Source organism: Crocosphaera chwakensis CCY0110 (genome assembly GCF_000169335.1).
GTDB lineage: Bacteria > Cyanobacteriota > Cyanobacteriia > Cyanobacteriales > Microcystaceae > Crocosphaera > Crocosphaera chwakensis.
This window is the reverse complement of the sequence record NZ_AAXW01000083.1, coordinates 1-17876: the sequence shown is the minus strand read 5'-3', so window position 1 is coordinate 17876 and position 17876 is coordinate 1. Positions and strand designations below refer to the sequence as shown.

Annotated in this window: 10 protein-coding genes and 2 pseudogenes; 6 read left to right on the top strand and 6 right to left on the bottom strand. The window is 38.9% G+C overall.

What is annotated here, in order from left to right:
• Window positions 1-629: replicative DNA helicase (locus CY0110_RS25340; RefSeq protein ID WP_008278486.1), on the top strand; the 629-nt coding region annotated here is incomplete at its 5' end.
• Between the two features lie 87 nt (window positions 630-716).
• Here CY0110_RS25340 and CY0110_RS25335 read toward each other — a convergent pair.
• The 3 genes and pseudogenes from CY0110_RS25335 to CY0110_RS25325 form a co-directional block, all read right to left on the bottom strand.
• Window positions 717-1529, bottom strand: a pseudogene (locus CY0110_RS25335) (RNA-guided endonuclease InsQ/TnpB family protein); the annotation flags it as partial.
• 243 nt (window positions 1530-1772) lie between these two features.
• The gene (locus CY0110_RS25330; RefSeq protein ID WP_008278484.1) at window positions 1773-2564 is read right to left on the bottom strand and encodes an MBL fold metallo-hydrolase; all 792 of its coding nucleotides are present in this window, start codon (window positions 2562-2564) and stop codon (window positions 1773-1775) included.
• Between the two features lie 64 nt (window positions 2565-2628).
• Entirely contained in the window at window positions 2629-4872 is a 2244-nt protein-coding gene (locus CY0110_RS25325) for a CHASE2 domain-containing protein (protein WP_008278483.1), read from the bottom strand.
• 139 nt (window positions 4873-5011) lie between these two features.
• Between CY0110_RS25325 and CY0110_RS25320 the strand changes: the two genes are divergently transcribed.
• Window positions 5012-6685 carry a M14 family metallopeptidase gene (locus tag CY0110_RS25320; RefSeq protein WP_008278482.1) on the top strand — a complete coding sequence of 558 codons (1674 nt, stop codon included), beginning with the start codon at window positions 5012-5014 and terminating at the stop codon, window positions 6683-6685.
• A 36-nt stretch (window positions 6686-6721) separates the two neighbouring features.
• Here the strand turns inward: CY0110_RS25320 and CY0110_RS25315 are convergent, their stop codons facing one another.
• The 3 genes from CY0110_RS25315 to CY0110_RS25305 form a co-directional block, all read right to left on the bottom strand.
• Window positions 6722-7474 carry a DUF928 domain-containing protein gene (locus CY0110_RS25315; protein ID WP_008278481.1) on the bottom strand — a complete coding sequence of 251 codons (753 nt, stop codon included), beginning with the start codon at window positions 7472-7474 and terminating at the stop codon, window positions 6722-6724.
• A gap of 270 nt (window positions 7475-7744) precedes the next feature.
• Window positions 7745-9604 carry a glutaminase A gene (gene glsA / locus CY0110_RS25310; protein ID WP_008278480.1) on the bottom strand — a complete coding sequence of 620 codons (1860 nt, stop codon included), beginning with the start codon at window positions 9602-9604 and terminating at the stop codon, window positions 7745-7747.
• Window positions 9605-9670: 66 nt separating this feature from the next.
• Window positions 9671-10696 (bottom strand): metallophosphoesterase family protein, encoded by a 1026-nt coding sequence (locus tag CY0110_RS25305; RefSeq protein ID WP_157464656.1) that lies wholly within the window; start codon window positions 10694-10696, stop codon window positions 9671-9673.
• 215 nt (window positions 10697-10911) lie between these two features.
• Between CY0110_RS25305 and CY0110_RS25300 the strand changes: the two genes are divergently transcribed.
• The 4 genes and pseudogenes from CY0110_RS25300 to CY0110_RS25285 form a co-directional block, all read left to right on the top strand.
• Window positions 10912-11730: a Cof-type HAD-IIB family hydrolase gene (locus CY0110_RS25300; RefSeq protein WP_008278478.1), complete on the top strand. Its 819-nt coding sequence runs from the start codon at window positions 10912-10914 to the stop codon at window positions 11728-11730.
• 631 nt (window positions 11731-12361) lie between these two features.
• Window positions 12362-14608: a photosystem I core protein PsaA gene (gene psaA, locus CY0110_RS25295; protein WP_008278477.1), complete on the top strand. Its 2247-nt coding sequence runs from the start codon at window positions 12362-12364 to the stop codon at window positions 14606-14608.
• A 181-nt stretch (window positions 14609-14789) separates the two neighbouring features.
• Window positions 14790-17003 carry a photosystem I core protein PsaB gene (psaB, locus tag CY0110_RS25290; RefSeq protein WP_008278476.1) on the top strand — a complete coding sequence of 738 codons (2214 nt, stop codon included), beginning with the start codon at window positions 14790-14792 and terminating at the stop codon, window positions 17001-17003.
• 250 nt (window positions 17004-17253) lie between these two features.
• Window positions 17254-17876 (top strand): annotated as a pseudogene (locus tag CY0110_RS25285) (IS1634 family transposase); the annotation flags it as partial.

Genomic DNA, 17876 nt, shown 5'->3' with positions numbered 1-17876 from the left:
AAGTTCCTGTTGTGTTCTTCTCAGCAGAGATGTCTAAAACTCAGTTAACTAAACGCTTTTTAGCCATACACTCAGGAATAGACTCGTCAAGATTGATGCGGAATGAAATTTATCAAGATGAGTATGATAATTTAGTTAAAGGATTAGGAATACTGACCGAGTTACCGATTATTATTGATGATACTCCTGCTAATACCTTAACCCCTTCAAGAATGCGCTCTGTGTTACGCAGAATTAAAGCAGAAAGGGGAACTATTGGCTTAGTTGTTATGGATTATATTCAAAAGCTAGGAGACAGAGCAGCAGGAAATAGAGCGCAAGCGGTGGGTAAGTTTTCAGGGGCATTTAAGGACATGGCAAAAGAGTTTGATTCTCCGTTTATTGCCTTAGCACAGATTAATCGAGGAGTAGAAGGACAGGCTAATAAACGTCCGTTTATGAGTGATATTAAAGACTCTGGGGATATAGAACAGGATATGGATCTTGGACTCCTGTTGTACCGTGACGAGTATTATAATTCTGACACTCAAGATAAAGGTGTTATGGAGATTAATGTAGCGAAGAATCGTAATGGACAAACTGGTGTGTGCCAAGTTCAGTTTGAACCCACTGCTGGCCAGTTCCTTTGAAACGACAATAGGGATACACGCTGTTTATACTACTAATACCGTGTATTCCTCTTCAGTTCTACGTTGTGGACGTTGTAATCGACATAATAACTTAAAATGCCAGTCTTTTCGAGCATCAGAAATTCGTTGATGTAATCTAGCTATTTTTTGGTTTAACTTATGTCGATTATGAGACCCTTTCTGCTTATTTCTTAATCTACGCTGTAGCAATTTCAGCTTACGATGTAGTCGATTTAAGAATCGAGGTCTATCCACAAGTTCACCATCGGAAGTAGCTAAGAATTTATCTAAACCTACGTCAATTCCTAAAGGATGTCCATGAAAAGGAACATCAGGAATACTTACATCTAATTGCATTGAAAGCATCATGAAATACCCACTAGCTTTCCTCACAATACGAGCTTGTTTTAGCTCAAATCCATTAGGGATTTCTCTAGACTTTCTAAACTTTATCCATCCTATTTGGGGTAACTTAATCTGATTACCTTTAACGCAATCTTTTAACATTTGAGGATACACATAAGAGCGCATCCTATACTTATTTTTAAAGCGAGGAAAACCTAACTTTTTAGACTGCATATCAGCAAAGGCTCTATCTAAAGTCCTCAAGACTTGCTGTAAAACTTGTGCGTTTACTGATTTGAGTATGTCATTAGTTTTCTTCGCTTTTGTTAATGCTTTAGCTTGATTGTGATAATTAGGATAAGATACATCAGGAGAAATGATATATTCCTGAATTAATGAGCAAGCATTGATGGGAGATTTTCGAGACTTTGACCAGTCCTTACGTTCTCTTAAGGCATAATTCCAGACAGAACGACAAACATTTAAAGTATGTTCAATTACCTCAATTTGTCGCTTATCTGGGATTAGCTTAAACTCGTAAGTCAATGTAAGCATTAGCTCGACTACCATCAATACTTTCCCTAGTTTAAATTAATCTACACGCAATGTCAACTTGTGTAAGCTGTCTCCCGTTGGTCGGTTTATTTATTGGCAAAAAGACGAGCGAACTTGGCGAGGAAACCTCGCCAAAAGCACGCGCGAGTCATCTCCCGTTAATTTCCATGAGTCTTTTTTTCGGGAGAAATATAACGGGAGTCCTCTTTTTGTATTTTCAGATAGAAATTTGAATAGTATTCATTAATTTTTTCTTTTCACATTATTTTTATTGATTAAAAATTGATCGCCTCTTTTAACAAACCCTAAAAATCCATCTTTTTTGGCATTAGGAAGTTTTCCTGGTTGATAACCATATAACCATATTTTTTGTTTTATATTATTAGGTAAGTTGACTAATTCTTTATAATGTGAATGAACAGGAGTCGGATACTTTGAAATTTCACAATCATGAAAAATAATATCTGCTTCTTGATAATATTTCTGTAACTTTTTATAATATAATTGGGTATCACTTGTGATAAAAATTTTCTTATTATTAACTATAAAAAATAATCCATAGCTTGGCATTATATAGGTTCCGTTATTAATATGAATGGTTTTTACTAATTCAAACTTAATAGTTTCCCAAATAAAATGTCGGGTATTATCAATAGAATGAACCTTGAAAAAGCTCTCTAGATTCGCAAGACTTCCTTCAATTGATCCCATTCCTCCTGATAAGGTATTATCCCAAATTTTAGCAGCAATATCATGGCTTAAATATAAATTAGGTTTATCACATTGGGGATCAAATTTAGTCGTTAATCCTACATATTCTAGACCTCCAGCATGATCAGAATGTAAGTGACTAATATAAATATCTGTAACATCTCGATAGGAGAACCCTTCTTTATATAAAGAAAAACGAATATCAGAACCACAATCTATTAATAGTTTTTTTCCTGTTTCAGTTATTATAAACATATTAGAATGAAAATTATCACCTCCAACAGTAAATGCTGAACCTGAACCTAAAAAAAGTAATTTGGCCATTCTCTGCTACAAACTAAGTTTAAATGATCTTTTAAGTATAAAATTCCTAATAATAACTAAATCTTTAAATGAGACTTTGATAAAGTTTTTCTAGTTGTTTAGTAACTTGAGGGGGTTTAGCCGTAAAACGAACATAAAACCCTCCATTATTATTAGATTTATCTAATACTTTAGCATAAATATCATCACTGATGGATTGAGAATTATCGGAACTTAGTAAATTACACTTAATGTTAGTCATTCCTGAGATAAAACCTTGAGGATCATCATGATTATAATCAATTATCCCCCCATTTTCTGATAACTCAACCAACTGACCATAATATTTAGTTTCTGCGATATTTTTCCCATCTAAGATACTGTATTCAAGTAATAAAGGCTGAGGTATTTTTAAAAAAATTTCTGCTTTTTTTTCTAAAAATAAATTATAATCACCTTTGATTCCTCCAACTTCATAAATAGAAATGGGTTCTTTGACTCCTTTAGGAGTAACTTGCTTTTCTGATTCAATAACAAGTATTGATTCTGCCTGTTTTAAAGTTGCCTCAGAAATAAAAATTTGTCCTCCGAGGGTATAAGATTCCACTCGATAGGTTAAATTAACTTGAGATCCTACCACACCATATTTTGTCCGTTTTTCTGAACCAATATTACCGACAACGACCTCCCCTGTATTAATACCAATCCCCATCTCTAGAGTTGGTAAATTCCATTGTTTCATTTGTTCGTTAACGGATTTCATAGCTAACTGCATAGCAATAGCACAAGCGATTGCTCGTTGTACATCATTTTTTTTTGAAGTGGGCGCACCAAATAAGACTAAAATACCATCTCCCATAAACTCATCAATGGTTCCTTCATATTCAGTAATAACATCAGCCATTTTACCCAAATAAAAATTAAGAATTTTTACTACTTCTTCAGGCAGCAATCGTTCAGAAGTTGCGGTAAATCCTCGCAAATCTGAGGTCAAAATAGTGATTTTTTTTCGTTGTCCTCCTAAGGATAAACCAGTAGGATTTTCTAATAAATTAGCCACCACTTGATCCGTCAAATAACGACCAAAGGTTTTGCGAATATCGGCCGCTGTGCGAGCGATATAAGCAGTGATAGCTATGGTTGAACCAGTAAAGGCAATAAACGGGGGAACCACGGGAAGCCACCACCCTCGAAGAAAAGAAACATAGGTACTACCCATTAAAATAACGCCGGCTCCGACAATTACTCCCCATCGCCTCCAAGCCCCATTTTTTCTCCCTTGCTGGTAGCGAAACCTCCAGGCTAAACTAGCTCCTGTTCCTGCCCAAAAGACGATCCACAGCCATTCTAGAGGGTCTGACCAATTTTTTAACATGGGACGACCTTCTAAAGCCCCACTAATCATCTGACTGACTAAATTAGCGTGAATTTCAGCCCCTGCGACGGGTTCCGGTAACCCAATTAAACTGCTACTATAAGGGGTAAAAAAGAGGTCTTTAAAACTTTCCCCTACTTTACCAATAATAATAATGCGATCGCCAGCCCAGTCTGATGGCACCCTATCTTCGAGAATATCGCTCATAGCAACAGTTTCAAAAGTGCCATCCCCTCCCCGATAATTGATTAACAATTGATAACCCCCTGCATCGGTGCGAACATAACCTCCGTCGTTAGGTTGGAGGGGAGAAAATACCGCTTTTCCGAGTTTCCATTGATCGCTTCCTTCGATCATCTCTGGGCCGATACCTTCTTTATCGAGATAATGTAAGGCAAGATGAAGACTAAAACTATATACGGTTTCCCCGTCTTCGGTATCTAAGGAAATTAATCCCCGTCTCACGCGGTTATCTCCATCAAAAATTAGGTCATTCGCTCCCACTTGACCTTTTTCTTTTAAGATAGGAGGCGGTGCAACAGTTTCCCACCCCACTTCCCCGGCGACTTTTTGAATACCCACAAGATTAGGGGTTGTGTTAAATACCTCCATTATCGTTTCATGGCCTGGTGGTACGGGTAAATCTCGATAGATATCTAAGCCAATGGCGCGAGGGTTTTGAGCTTTTAATTTATTCAATAATTCTGCTAACACTTGATCGCTGATAATAGACTCGTTGCGTCGGTGTAAGTCATTTTCATTAATACCAACAATGGCAATGCGATCGTCATTGGGTTCTGGGGGACGAGATTTCATGTAAAAATCAAATAAGTCCCATTCCCATCCTTGTAAGAGTCCTCCGAAACGCAACAGTATCACTAACCCTGCTACCGTTGGTGTTGTCACCCACACCCCACGGGTTTGCCAGAAAAAACGTTTTAAACCTTCCCACATATTCAAACTGATGTGATAATTGTTAGCTTATTTTAATTAAAAAATCATTAGCTTATCACCAAGACTCTGAAAAAACCTGTTAAATTTCTCCTAAGATAGCTCGTATCTGTATAGATCAAACTTCTGACTTGATCCAACCATGACATCCTTTGATTTTAGTCACTATTACACTTATCAGGAACTGGTGGATTATCTCCATCACATCGAAAAAACCTATCCCCAACTGGTGGAATTAAAAGTAATTGGTCAAAGTTATGCTCAACGAGATATTTGGTTAGCTATTTTAACCAACAAAAACATCCGAAATTATCTCGAAAAACCAGCTTATTGGATTGATGCGAATACTCATGCTGGAGAGATTACCGGATCGGCGGTTGCTAGTTATATTATTCATCATGTTGTCACAGGATACCCACAAGACACACAACTAACTCGTTTATTAGATGACTATACCCTCTATGTTTTGCCACGATTAGCAGTGGATGGTGCCGAAAAATATTTGACCTCTCCCCATCGTTTGCGATCAAGTATTCGTCCTTATCCCTACCAACAAGAACAAGATGGACTGCATCGCCAAGATATTAATGGGGATGGCTTAATTTTAGACATGAGAATCAAAGATGACTGTGGAGCCTGGAAAATTTCAGAACAAGATTCTCGTTTAATGGTACGTCGGGAACCCGAAGAGTTTGGGGGAGACTATTACACTCTTCTTCCTGAAGGGGAAATTTATAATTATGATGGCTATTCCGTTAAATTAGCACCTCCTGTAGAAGGAATGGATTTTAATCGCAACTATCCCCATCTTTGGGCCCCAGAAGGAACCCAAAAAGGTGCAGGGGATTTTCCTTTTTCTGAACCAGAAACTCGCGCAGAAGCGGAGTTTTGGCAGAAACATCGCAATATTAATGGTTTTATTAGTTACCATACCTATTCGGCAGTAATTTTGCGCCCCTATAGTACCCATCCGGATGAAGATTTTCCGGTCAAAGATTTAGAAATTTACAAACTTTTAGGGGAGAAAGGAAAGTATTTCACAGGATATGAATGTGTTTCGGTTTATCATGATTTTCGGTATCATCCCAAAGATGTAACTTATGGGGTAATGGATGACTATGGTTATGATCATTTTGGTTGGTTTGGCTTTACTATTGAGTTATGGGATGCAGCCACAGAAGCCGGTATTCAAAAAGATAATTATGTTGAGTGGAATCGTTGGCATCCTCCAGAAGATGAGTTGAAATTGTTGCAATGGAACGACCAAAAGTTAGAAGGAAAAGGGTTTATTGATTGGCAACCGTTTGATCATCCCCAGTTAGGAAAGGTAGAAATTGGCGGATGGGATTATAAAAAAGTGTGGCAAAACGCACCAATAGAATATTTACCAGACTTGTGTAAAAAACAATGTGATTTTGCTATTTCTTTAGCTTTAATGTGTTCCCGTTTAGCTATTTCCCGAACTGATGTTATTCATGTAGAAGGAGATATTTACCATCTTGTTTTAGAAGTAGAAAATCAAGGCTTTTTACCTACCTATACCAGCGAAAAAGCCTTAGAACGTAAATCAGTGCGACCTATTGAAGTGACGTTATCTTTACCCGATGAGGTGAGTTTAATTAGTGGAAAATTAGAACAAGAAATAGACCATTTAGAAGGACGTTCTAACAAAGCATTCAGTTGGTTAGCAAAAGGAAATGATTACCGTCGTCATCTAGAATGGGTGGTAAAAAGTTCAATTTCTACAGAGGTTGAAGTAACTGTTTGCTCGGAACGGGGAGGAACAGTAAAGGGGTGTTTTTCTTTGAAACAATAGCTAAGAATCAATCATTACTAATTCCTACCCCATTTACTAATTATCTGGTTGACAACAATCAACTATAGGGACTTCTGCTAACATTTCTAACCCCACAGAGGTTAACAATTCTTGCCATTCTTGGGGGTTTTCTTCTTTCATTTTGGCTACAGTATCAAGGGTTTCAAACCAGAGACTCTCATTAGCATAAACCTGGGCTTTTTCTAGAGAAGGTTTATCTTTTATTTGATTTTCTAATTCTTCAGTGAGGACAACATATTCTAAAGAACCCTCTACATATTTATCTCGGTTACGATAACGAGAATCACAGATAATCATTAATGACCATGTATAATTACCCGGTTTTAATGCAACTGTTTTAGGAATTTCTAATTTGATAATTCCTGGAGTTGAAGATAAAGGAAACTGCGTATAATAGACTTCATTATTATCTTCATCTACTAAAACAAATTCTCCTTCGGTTGCGGTTGTAGTGGGGATATATCCATAAAAGCTTAGGGTTTCGCTTGCTGTTTTCGCCTTATTTTCTCGGTTTGGCATTAACGCAACTAAAGGGGGTTCATTTTCGTCATTACTTAAACAAGTTTCATCCTCACTACGAGTTCCTCCCCCTGTACTTTTTTTCGGCGCACCTCTATTACCAGTATTAGGAAATTCTAAACTAATAGTAGTATCCTTTTGTAAAGGAGAAGATAAAGCCGATAATAAGGGAGAAAAAACTCCTAAAACTATCAAATAAAAGAATATACTAAGTTTTTTAAAAGGGATTAAAGTTATTTTTTTCTTCATATTAAAAAACAAGAATTACTCTCTATAAAATAATGAAAATAATTTTTAAAGTCAATTATTTTAACAAAAAGTAAATTATCTAAAAATCGAGGAAGTTTTTGATTAATGAATAATTAAGTGAGTACACAAAATTAATTGCACATTGGGCTAGACTCAAACCCTTATTATATAAGCATTATAAGAAATCAGAGTGTGCAATTAATTAACTTTAGGTACTTATTTTACCTTTTTAGGAAAAAAATTGAGGGAAAGACCATATTTCTTTAATTATTAAACCGATAAACTACGAATTTCTAAGGTTGCTCGTTTAATGGTATTAACTAAAGTTTTTCCAAACGTTTGTAGTAACTTGATATAAACTTCAGGTTTTGTATTCAATAAAGTTTTTAACCTATTAAATTCTAAAACATAACAAATGACTTCAGTATCGGCTACAATATCAGCCGTTCTTTGACTAACATTAATATCAAAAAGAGCTAATTCTCCAAAAGCAATCCCAGGAATATAAGTAGTTAAGCGTTTTCTTTGTTCTTTTTGAGATAGTCTCAACGAAACGGTTGCCATTCCTTTTGCTAAGAGAAATAGGCGATCGCTTGTTTCTCCTTCACGAATAATAAAGTCATTGGGTTGATAGGAAACCTCAGAAAACAAAGGAGCGAGCGCGGTCATTTCTTCTGGAGTAAATGCTTTAAAGATATCCATTTCTTCTAATGAAAACTGATTCTTAACCGTTGTAATGCCATTATATTCTTCAGATAATAAACAATTTTCACACCATTCTAAAGCCGTATCGATAGTGTCCACAAATATATCATCTGTCCAATTATTATCTTGAAGGCGTACTGTCGTTTTAGGCTCAAATCCTGTCAAAATCAAAGTGATTTCTTGACTAAAACACCATTGTTTGATTTCTGATAATAAGGTGATGGCACTACTATTAACATTACCCACTCGATGACCATCTAGAATAATAAATTTAGCCGTTTTTTGGTTATTTTGTAGTTGACGGGTTAACTTTTCTAAAGTTGCAAAATAAAGATCCCCTTTCAGTTCGTAAACTAAAATTTTCTCCCCTTCTCGATCTAAAAAATCCCTTTGTACCCCTCGTCTTTGTCGTTTTGAAGATACCATCGCCCCAGTATAGGTGCGAATGACACAGGTTTGAGAAACCGGATGACTATCAAATAAATGAAACTTAAATCGTTGAGACAACTCCTCGCATACTTTAATCCCTCGCACACTATTTCCTCTCGGATCTAAAAGAGGGGAGAAGGTGCCGATACCAAACTGACCGGGTAAAACGGCAATAATACCCCCTCCTACTCCACTTTTTGCCGGTAAACCGATACGATATAGCCATTCTCCTGAAAAATCGTACATTCCACAACTGGCCATGACACTGAGAATAGCGCGAACTTCTTCTGGATTAACCGCTTGTTGTTGGGTTATAGGGTTAATACCATTATTGGCTAACGTTGCTGCCATTACCGCTAAATCTTGGGCTGTCACTAGGATAGAACATTGGCGAAAATAGAGGTCAAGATGTTCTTCTAAGTTGCCTTCTAACATCCCTGCATTTAATTCTAAATAAGCGATCGCCCGGTTGCGGTGTCCGGTTGACTTTTCGGACTGAAATACCCCTTCATCGACCGTTAAAGAACGGCCTGCGAACCCTTCAAACATTTTTAAAATGCGGTCAAAGCGTTGTTCATATCCTTCTCCTTTGATTAACGCAGTAGTGGCGATCGCTCCTGCATTGACCATAGGATTATAGGGACGGTTATTGTCTTCATCAAAAACGATGGAGTTAAACGCTTCTCCGGTGGGTTCAACCCCTACTTTACTCATAACTTTATCCACTCCGTGATCGGCTAATGCCAAACCATAGACAAAGGGTTTAGAAATGGATTGAATCGTAAAAGACTGTTGAGACTCACCCACTTGATAAATTTGGCCATCAGGAGTGGTAATACAAATTCCAAAAAAATCAGGATTCGCTTTAGCTAATTCAGGAATATAAGTCGCAACATTACCCTCATTGATAGGCTGATAGCGTTTATAAATATCTTTAATACAAGTTAGGATCGGTGAATTTTCTTGGCTGAGGGGATCAAACTTTTGATGATTCATCTGAGTGATTGGGTGATCAACATATAAGTTTTTATTTTAATCAATACTTTAATTTCCAAACTCGCGTCAATTATAGTCACACACTTGCGGGGGAGATTCTCCTGAGAGTAACCCAGTTACCTCAAAGGGTTGTTCTGAGTTGGTAGGATCATAAGAAACAACAGAAGCGTCGATATATTTGAAGTCTCCAGGGGTATTTAATCGCCAAATATTAGCCCCTAACTCTACATCAAAAGGTTGATCATAACAATAGGCGTTGGTGTCTCCATAAACGAATAACATGGGTTTCTTCACATTTATAGCGAAGGTTTGTACTTGTTTACAAAACTCCTTATAAGCAGCATTATTCGTACACCGTGTAAAAGCATTGTTTTCTCCATCTTCGGGACCAAAGGGATCTAACTGACTCGCAATAACAACTGCTTTAATATCTTTACTTTTAGCTATTTCAAAAGCATGATCTAACCATTGTTTATTGGCTTGATCTCGTTGTTCGACTAAAGTTAAAACAACTTGAGGATCATCGAGAAGGATCTCATCTCGACCATTATCTGTACTTACCATGTGTTCTGTAACAAAAAGAACTCCGTTATATACCCAAAGTTCGTTTTCAGGAAGATCCTTGTTTTGTTCATATTGCCATTGAGGATCTAAAGATTTGGGTTCACTAAAGAATATTTGACGAATCACTGCGAGTCTTTCTATCTCGCTTTGAGGGTTAGGAAGATATTGGCGATCGCAGTCAGTCCACTCGTTATCCCCTGGAGTATAAAAAACGGGTTTTTGAATCTCGTTTTCCCAAAGATCCTTAACTTCATAGAGAAACTCATCATTACACGCATATTCAGGACGACTGAGATCCCCAACATGAATAACAAAGGGAATATCTTCCCGTTGTTGAATAGCAGGTACAATATCTTCTTTAAGAACCGCCTCATCGGTTCTACCATCGGATAAAGTCACTCGATAAGGCATATCTCCATAGGCCACAAAGGTGGTTTTCTGTAATGAAGTATCATCAAAGGTCAAAGCCGGTAAAGCTAAGGCAAGTACGATTAAGCCTATTAGTAAAATCACGAATCGACGCATCATAATTTTAAGACTATAGCAGCAATAGTTGGGTTAAGTTAGTTTCAATGTCTGAAATTGATTTCTCTCTAGACTAATTTCTTTGAAAAAATTACTATAGAGGTCAATCGCGCTTGGATCAATTTAGACTGAACCTACAGAAGAGTGTACAATAGTTTAGTTATTTTAAAGTTTTCTATTTTATATTTCTTGTTGTTAATTCAGGTAACTTATTAATTATGGATATTCGTCTTCTAGTTCTCGATATTGATGATACCATTGCCGGCAAATCTAATACAGTTAGTGATGGGGTTAAACAAGCGATTCAATTAGTACAAAATAAAGGTATTAGGGTAGCTTTAGCAACAGGAAGAATGTATTATTCAGCTAAACGTTTTCATAATTTAATCACCTCTGATTTACCAATTGTTGCCTATAATGGTGCTTGGATTCAATGTCCTTTAACAGGAGTTCGTCATCATCATTTTCCTGTTGCCTGTGATATTGCTTATCAATTATTTGACTACTTTCAACAACCCGATTGGTTAAATCAACTTGAAATTCATTGTTATATCGATGATCGTTTATATGTGCAAGAAATTACAGCAAAAACTGAAATTTATCGTCAAAGATCAGGCATAGAACCAGTATTAGTTAAAGATTTACGCTCTATTTTAGAACAAGAAACAACTAAAATTTTAGCTATAGGAGAACCTCAATATATTGGAAAATTATTATCAAATTTACAGCAAATTTATACCCGTGAACAACTTTATTTAACTCAGTCTACACCTATTTATTTTGAAGCCACTAATCCTCAAGCAAGTAAAGGATTCGGCGTGCGTTTTTTGGCAGAAGAATTATTACAAATAGAAGCTCATCAAGTTATGGCGATCGGCGATAATTTTAATGATTTAGAAATGTTAGAATATGCAGGACTAGGTATTGCTATGGGAAATGCACCAGATGCAGTAAAGGAGGTCAGTCAGTGGGTTGCACCTGATGTTGAAAATGATGGAGTCGCCCTGGCAATTAATAAGTTTTTGTTGAATTGTTGAATTAATGAAAAAGGGAAGCAACCTCTACCAATTAATATCTCTTCCCTGTAAGTAACTATAGCAGATGTACCCCAAAAAACACAAGTATTGTTTCGGTGAATTCTCGGAACCCCAATGAGCAGCGATCAAATAATTAATAGCTGACTACTAATACAAAAATAATAACTCCTAAGACCGAACTCAGGTTTTCTATTGCCTTATACTTATTGATAAATTTCAATGATAATCAAAGACAAAATAACAAGTATTTGTGTACTGTTTAATTTGGTTTGAATTGAAGACCTGATATCTAAAATAAGACAAATGTCAACATTTTGTTAAAAAAATATTTTTATATATTACTTTTTGTGAATAAAGAGCAAAAAAACTTGACTTTGTGGCTTTTTTTATTGTTGCCATAACCAAGTATCCATCAAGAATGAGCCTAATTTTAATTATTGTTAAGCTGGCTCAACAGAAAAGAGGTCTAAGACTTATCATCTATTACTGATGCTTCGCCTGAAACCTAATCAAAGCGAGCATATTAAATGCAATCACAAGAGAAGCAAAATATCCTATTTTTGCTAATCTTCTATTACACTGTCCTCAATAGGAAAACCCTAAAGTTTATTGTCGAGAGAGGAGAACCCTCATGGCAGACGTTACTGAGGCAAAGGCTAAGGTAACAGTCGATAAAGATCCAGTACCTACCTCATTCGAGAAGTGGGGAAAACCTGGACACTTCGACCGTACCTTGGCTAGAGGACCCAAAACCACCACCTGGATTTGGAATCTTCACGCCGACGCACACGATTTTGATAGTCAAACCAGTGACTTAGAAGATGTTTCGCGAAAAATTTTTAGCGCGCACTTCGGTCATTTAGCCGTTATTTTTGTCTGGCTGAGCGGCATGTATTTTCATGGCGCGAAATTTTCTAATTATGAAGCTTGGTTAAGCGATCCAACCGCTATTAAACCCAGCGCCCAAGTCGTCTGGCCCATTGTGGGTCAAGGGATTTTAAATGGCGATGTGGGAGGCGGTTTTCATGGAATTCAGATCACCTCTGGTCTGTTTTACCTGTGGAGAGCGTCAGGCTTTACCAATAGCTACCAACTATACTGCACCGCCATTGGTGGGTTAGTTATGGCTGGTCTGATGCTGTTTGCTGGCTGGTTCCATTACCACAAAAGAGCGCCTAAGCTAGAGTGGTTCCAAAATGTGGAATCCATGATGAACCATCACCTAGCAGGATTACTGGGATTAGGCTCATTAGGTTGGGCGGGTCACCAAATCCATGTTTCTTTGCCAGTAAACAAACTGTTGGATGCTGGAGTCGCTCCTGGCGATATTCCTTTGCCCCACGAATTTATACTTGATGCCAGTAAGATGGCCGAGTTGTATCCAAGTTTCGCCCAAGGGCTAACCCCCTTCTTCACCTTAAATTGGGGAGTTTATTCAGACTTCTTAACCTTTAAAGGTGGATTAAATCCCGTAACCGGCGGTTTGTGGCTCTCTGATACAGCACACCATCACTTGGCGATCGCAGTTCTCTTCATTATTGCTGGTCATATGTACCGTACCAACTGGGGTATTGGCCACAGCATGAAAGAAATTCTTGAGGCTCATAAAGGTCCGTTTACCGGAGAAGGTCACAAAGGACTCTATGAAATCCTGACCACCTCTTGGCACGCTCAGTTAGCCATTAACTTGGCCTTGATGGGATCATTAAGCATTATTGTGGCCCATCATATGTATGCGATGCCTCCCTATCCGTATCAAGCGATCGACTACGGAACCCAGTTATCCCTATTTACTCACCACGTTTGGATCGGTGGGTTCTTGATTGTCGGTGCTGGTGCCCACGGAGCTATCTTCATGGTTCGGGATTATGATCCAGCGAAGAACGTCAATAACCTCTTAGATCGGATGTTGCGTCATCGGGATGCGATCATTTCTCATCTCAACTGGGTATGTATTTTCCTTGGCTTCCATAGCTTCGGACTCTACGTCCACAATGACACCATGCGGGCTTTTGGTCGTCCTCAAGATATGTTCTCGGATACGGGTATCCAACTGCAACCCATCTTTGCTCAGTGGATTCAAAATATTCATACCTTAGCCCCCGGTGCTACCGCGCCTAACGCCCTTTCAACGGCTAGTTATGCCTTTGGTGGTGACACAGTAGGAGTTGCTGGCAAAGTAGCCATGATGCCTATTACCTTAGGAACGGCTGATTTCATGGTTCACCATATCCATGCTTTCACCATCCACGTAACTGTCCTTATTCTTCTTAAAGGTGTTCTGTACGCTCGTAGCTCTCGTCTTATCCCTGATAAGAGTGAACTCGGCTTCCGTTTCCCTTGTGATGGTCCTGGACGGGGTGGTACTTGTCAAGTTTCTGGTTGGGATCATGTATTCCTCGGATTATTCTGGATGTACAACTCCTTATCTATTGTGATTTTCCACTTCAGTTGGAAAATGCAATCTGATGTCTGGGGAAGCGTGTCTCCAGATGGAGCAGTATCTCACATCACAGGAGGAAACTTTGCCCAAAGCGCCATTACTATTAATGGTTGGCTCCGAGACTTCCTCTGGGCTCAATCTGCTAATGTGATTAACTCCTACGGTTCTGCTTTATCAGCCTATGGAATCATGTTCTTAGCAGGTCACTTTGTCTTTGCCTTTAGTTTAATGTTCCTCTTCAGTGGACGGGGCTACTGGCAAGAACTCATTGAGTCTATCGTTTGGGCTCACAATAAATTAAAAGTTGCACCTGCGATTCAACCCCGTGCATTGAGTATTATTCAAGGACGGGCAGTGGGTGTTGCTCACTACCTGTTAGGAGGAATTGTCACTACTTGGGCATTCTTCCTGGCAAGAAGCCTATCAATTGGCTAATCTAGGATAAAAGGACACCGAAGCAATACTTGTCTTCTGTCCTTTATCCTCTGTGTTTAAGATAGAGACGGACTTTAAAAACCGTTTTTTCCCTCTGTAGTCCCCTGGCTACAAGGATTAATGACATCAGGAAATGAGCATCAGCCTCATTGTTTTAGAGAGGAGAATTTCCTAAAAAGCTATGGCAACTAAATTTCCAAAATTTAGCCAGGATCTCGCTCAAGATCCCACTACCCGTCGGATCTGGTATGGGATTGCCACGGCCCACGATTTTGAAACCCATGATGGAATGACCGAGGAAAATCTGTATCAAAAGATTTTTGCCTCCCACTTTGGTCATATCGCCATCATCTTTTTGTGGACCTCCGGCACCCTCTTCCACGTGGCCTGGCAAGGTAACTTCGAGCAGTGGATTACCGATCCCCTCAACATTCGTCCTATCGCCCATGCGATCTGGGACCCTCAATTTGGTCAAGGCGCAGTTGATGCCTTTACCCAAGCAGGTGCTTCTTATCCTGTGGACATCGCTTATTCTGGGGTGTACCACTGGTTCTATACCATCGGTATGAGAACAAATGGTGATCTTTATCAAGGGTCTATTTTCCTCTTGATTTTGTCCTCCCTGTTCTTATTCGCTGGTTGGTTGCACCTACAACCTAAGTTCCGTCCTAATTTAGCTTGGTTCAAAAATGCTGAATCCCGCTTAAATCACCACTTAGCTGGTTTATTTGGGGTTAGCTCCTTAGCTTGGACTGGACACTTAGTTCACGTTGCGATTCCCGAAGCTCGCGGACAGCACGTCGGTTGGGATAACTTCTTATCCACTCCCCCTCATCCAGCCGGGTTATTACCCTTCTTCACTGGTAATTGGGGTGTGTACGCTGAGAATCCCGACACCGCTAGTCATGTGTTCGGAACCGCAGACGGTGCAGGAACTGCAATTTTGACCTTCTTAGGTGGTTTCCATCCCCAAACCGAGTCCTTATGGCTAACAGATATTGCCCATCACCACTTGGCGATCGCGGTAATCTTCATCATCGCTGGTCATATGTACCGCACTAACTGGGGTATTGGTCACAGTATGAGGGAAATCCTCAACACCCACAAACCCCCCAGTGGCAAGTTGGGTGAAGGTCATAAGAATATGTATGACACTGTTAACAACTCTCTCCACTTCCAACTCGGTTTAGCGTTGGCTTGTTTAGGCGTTGTTACCTCTTTGGTCGCACAGCATATGTATTCCTTACCGTCCTATGCGTTCATCGCTAAGGACTACACCACCCAAGCAGCACTTTACACCCATCACCAGTATATTGCTGGCTTCTTGATGGTGGGTGCTTTTGCTCACGGTGCTATCTTCTTCGTTCGTGACTACGATCCCGAAGCGAATAAAGATAACGTTTTAGCACGGATGCTAGAACACAAAGAGGCAATCATTTCCCACTTAAGTTGGGTGTCTCTGTTCCTCGGTTTCCACACCTTAGGGTTATACGTCCATAATGACGTTGTGGTTGCTTTTGGAACCCCTGAAAAGCAAATCTTAATTGAGCCTGTTTTTGCTCAATGGATTCAAGCTGCTCACGGTAAAGCGTTATACGGATTTGATGTACTTCTGTCTAATCCTGATAGTATTGCTTCTACCGCTTATCCTAACTACGCCAACGTTTGGTTACCTGGCTGGTTAGATGCTATCAACAGTGGCACTAACTCCCTGTTCTTAACTATTGGACCTGGTGACTTCTTAGTTCACCATGCGATCGCCCTTGGTTTACATACCACCACCTTAATCTTAGTTAAGGGTGCTTTAGATGCACGGGGATCTAAGTTAATGCCTGATAAAAAAGACTTCGGTTACTCCTTCCCTTGTGATGGTCCTGGCCGCGGTGGTACTTGTGACATCTCTGCTTGGGATGCTTTCTACCTCGCTATGTTCTGGATGTTGAACACCTTGGGATGGTTAACTTTCTACTGGCATTGGAAGCATTTAGGGGTTTGGACGGGCAATGTTGCTCAGTTCAACGAAAACTCTACCTACCTCATGGGTTGGTTCCGTGACTATCTTTGGGCGAACTCTGCTCAGTTGATCAACGGCTATAACCCCTACGGTGTTAATAACCTCTCTGTCTGGGCTTGGATGTTCTTATTTGGACACTTAGTTTGGGCAACTGGGTTTATGTTCCTCATCTCTTGGCGTGGATATTGGCAAGAGTTGATTGAAACCATTGTCTGGGCGCACGAACGCACACCATTAGCGAACTTAGTTCGTTGGAAAGACAAGCCTGTGGCTCTTTCTATCGTTCAAGCTCGTTTAGTTGGCTTAGCTCACTTTACGGTGGGTTATGTGCTGACGTACGCAGCGTTCCTCATTGCTTCAACGGCTGGGAAGTTTGGTTAACCAACTTCTGTAATTAGATAGTTAGCATGAGATAATAAATTCATCCCCTGCCTTTTGGTGGGGGATTTTTAGTTGAATATAACTGAACTTACCCCATACAAATCTACTAAAATATCCTAAAACCCTTATCCATCAATGGATACAGACATCAACTCTTGTTAACGTACCCATGTAAATTGTAATATTTATTAATAGACAGCCATAAGGGAAGTAAGCTAAAATAGTAGTCATGTATATAGAGCGTGTGCCTATAGGATTAGATAAGATTATTGCTGGTAAGACCTCTCGAATTAGAAACTTAGTTTTGGGGATGATCATCGCTAGGATTATCAATCCTAAATCCAAATTAGCCACAGCTAGAGGATTTCATGAAAAAACTTGTAGCAATAGTTTAGGAAAAGTATTGAATTTAGAAAAAGCTGATGAGGATGAACTCTATGAGGCTTTAGACTGGTTATTAAATAAACAAGAGAAAATTGAAAATAAATTAGCTAGTCTTTATTTAGATAATGGCTCATTGATTTTATATGATGTTACCTCAACTTACCTAGAGGGTAACGGGTGTGAATTAGGAAAATACGGATATAATAGGGATAAGAAGAAAGGGAAAACTCAAATAGTCTTTGGACTAATATGTGATAAAAATGGTTGCCCTATCGCTGTAGAAGTTTTTGAAGGAAACACCTCAGATACTAGCACATTCTTGAGTCAAATAGAGAAAGTTAGGAAACGGTTTGGGGTGAAGAATGTAGTGTGGGTGACAGATAGAGGAATCTTAACATCTTCAAACATTAAAGAGTTAGTTAAACCAGTAGAAGGTTAGATTATATAAGTGGTTTAACTAAAGCAAGCATCAGAAATTGGCGGAGTAGA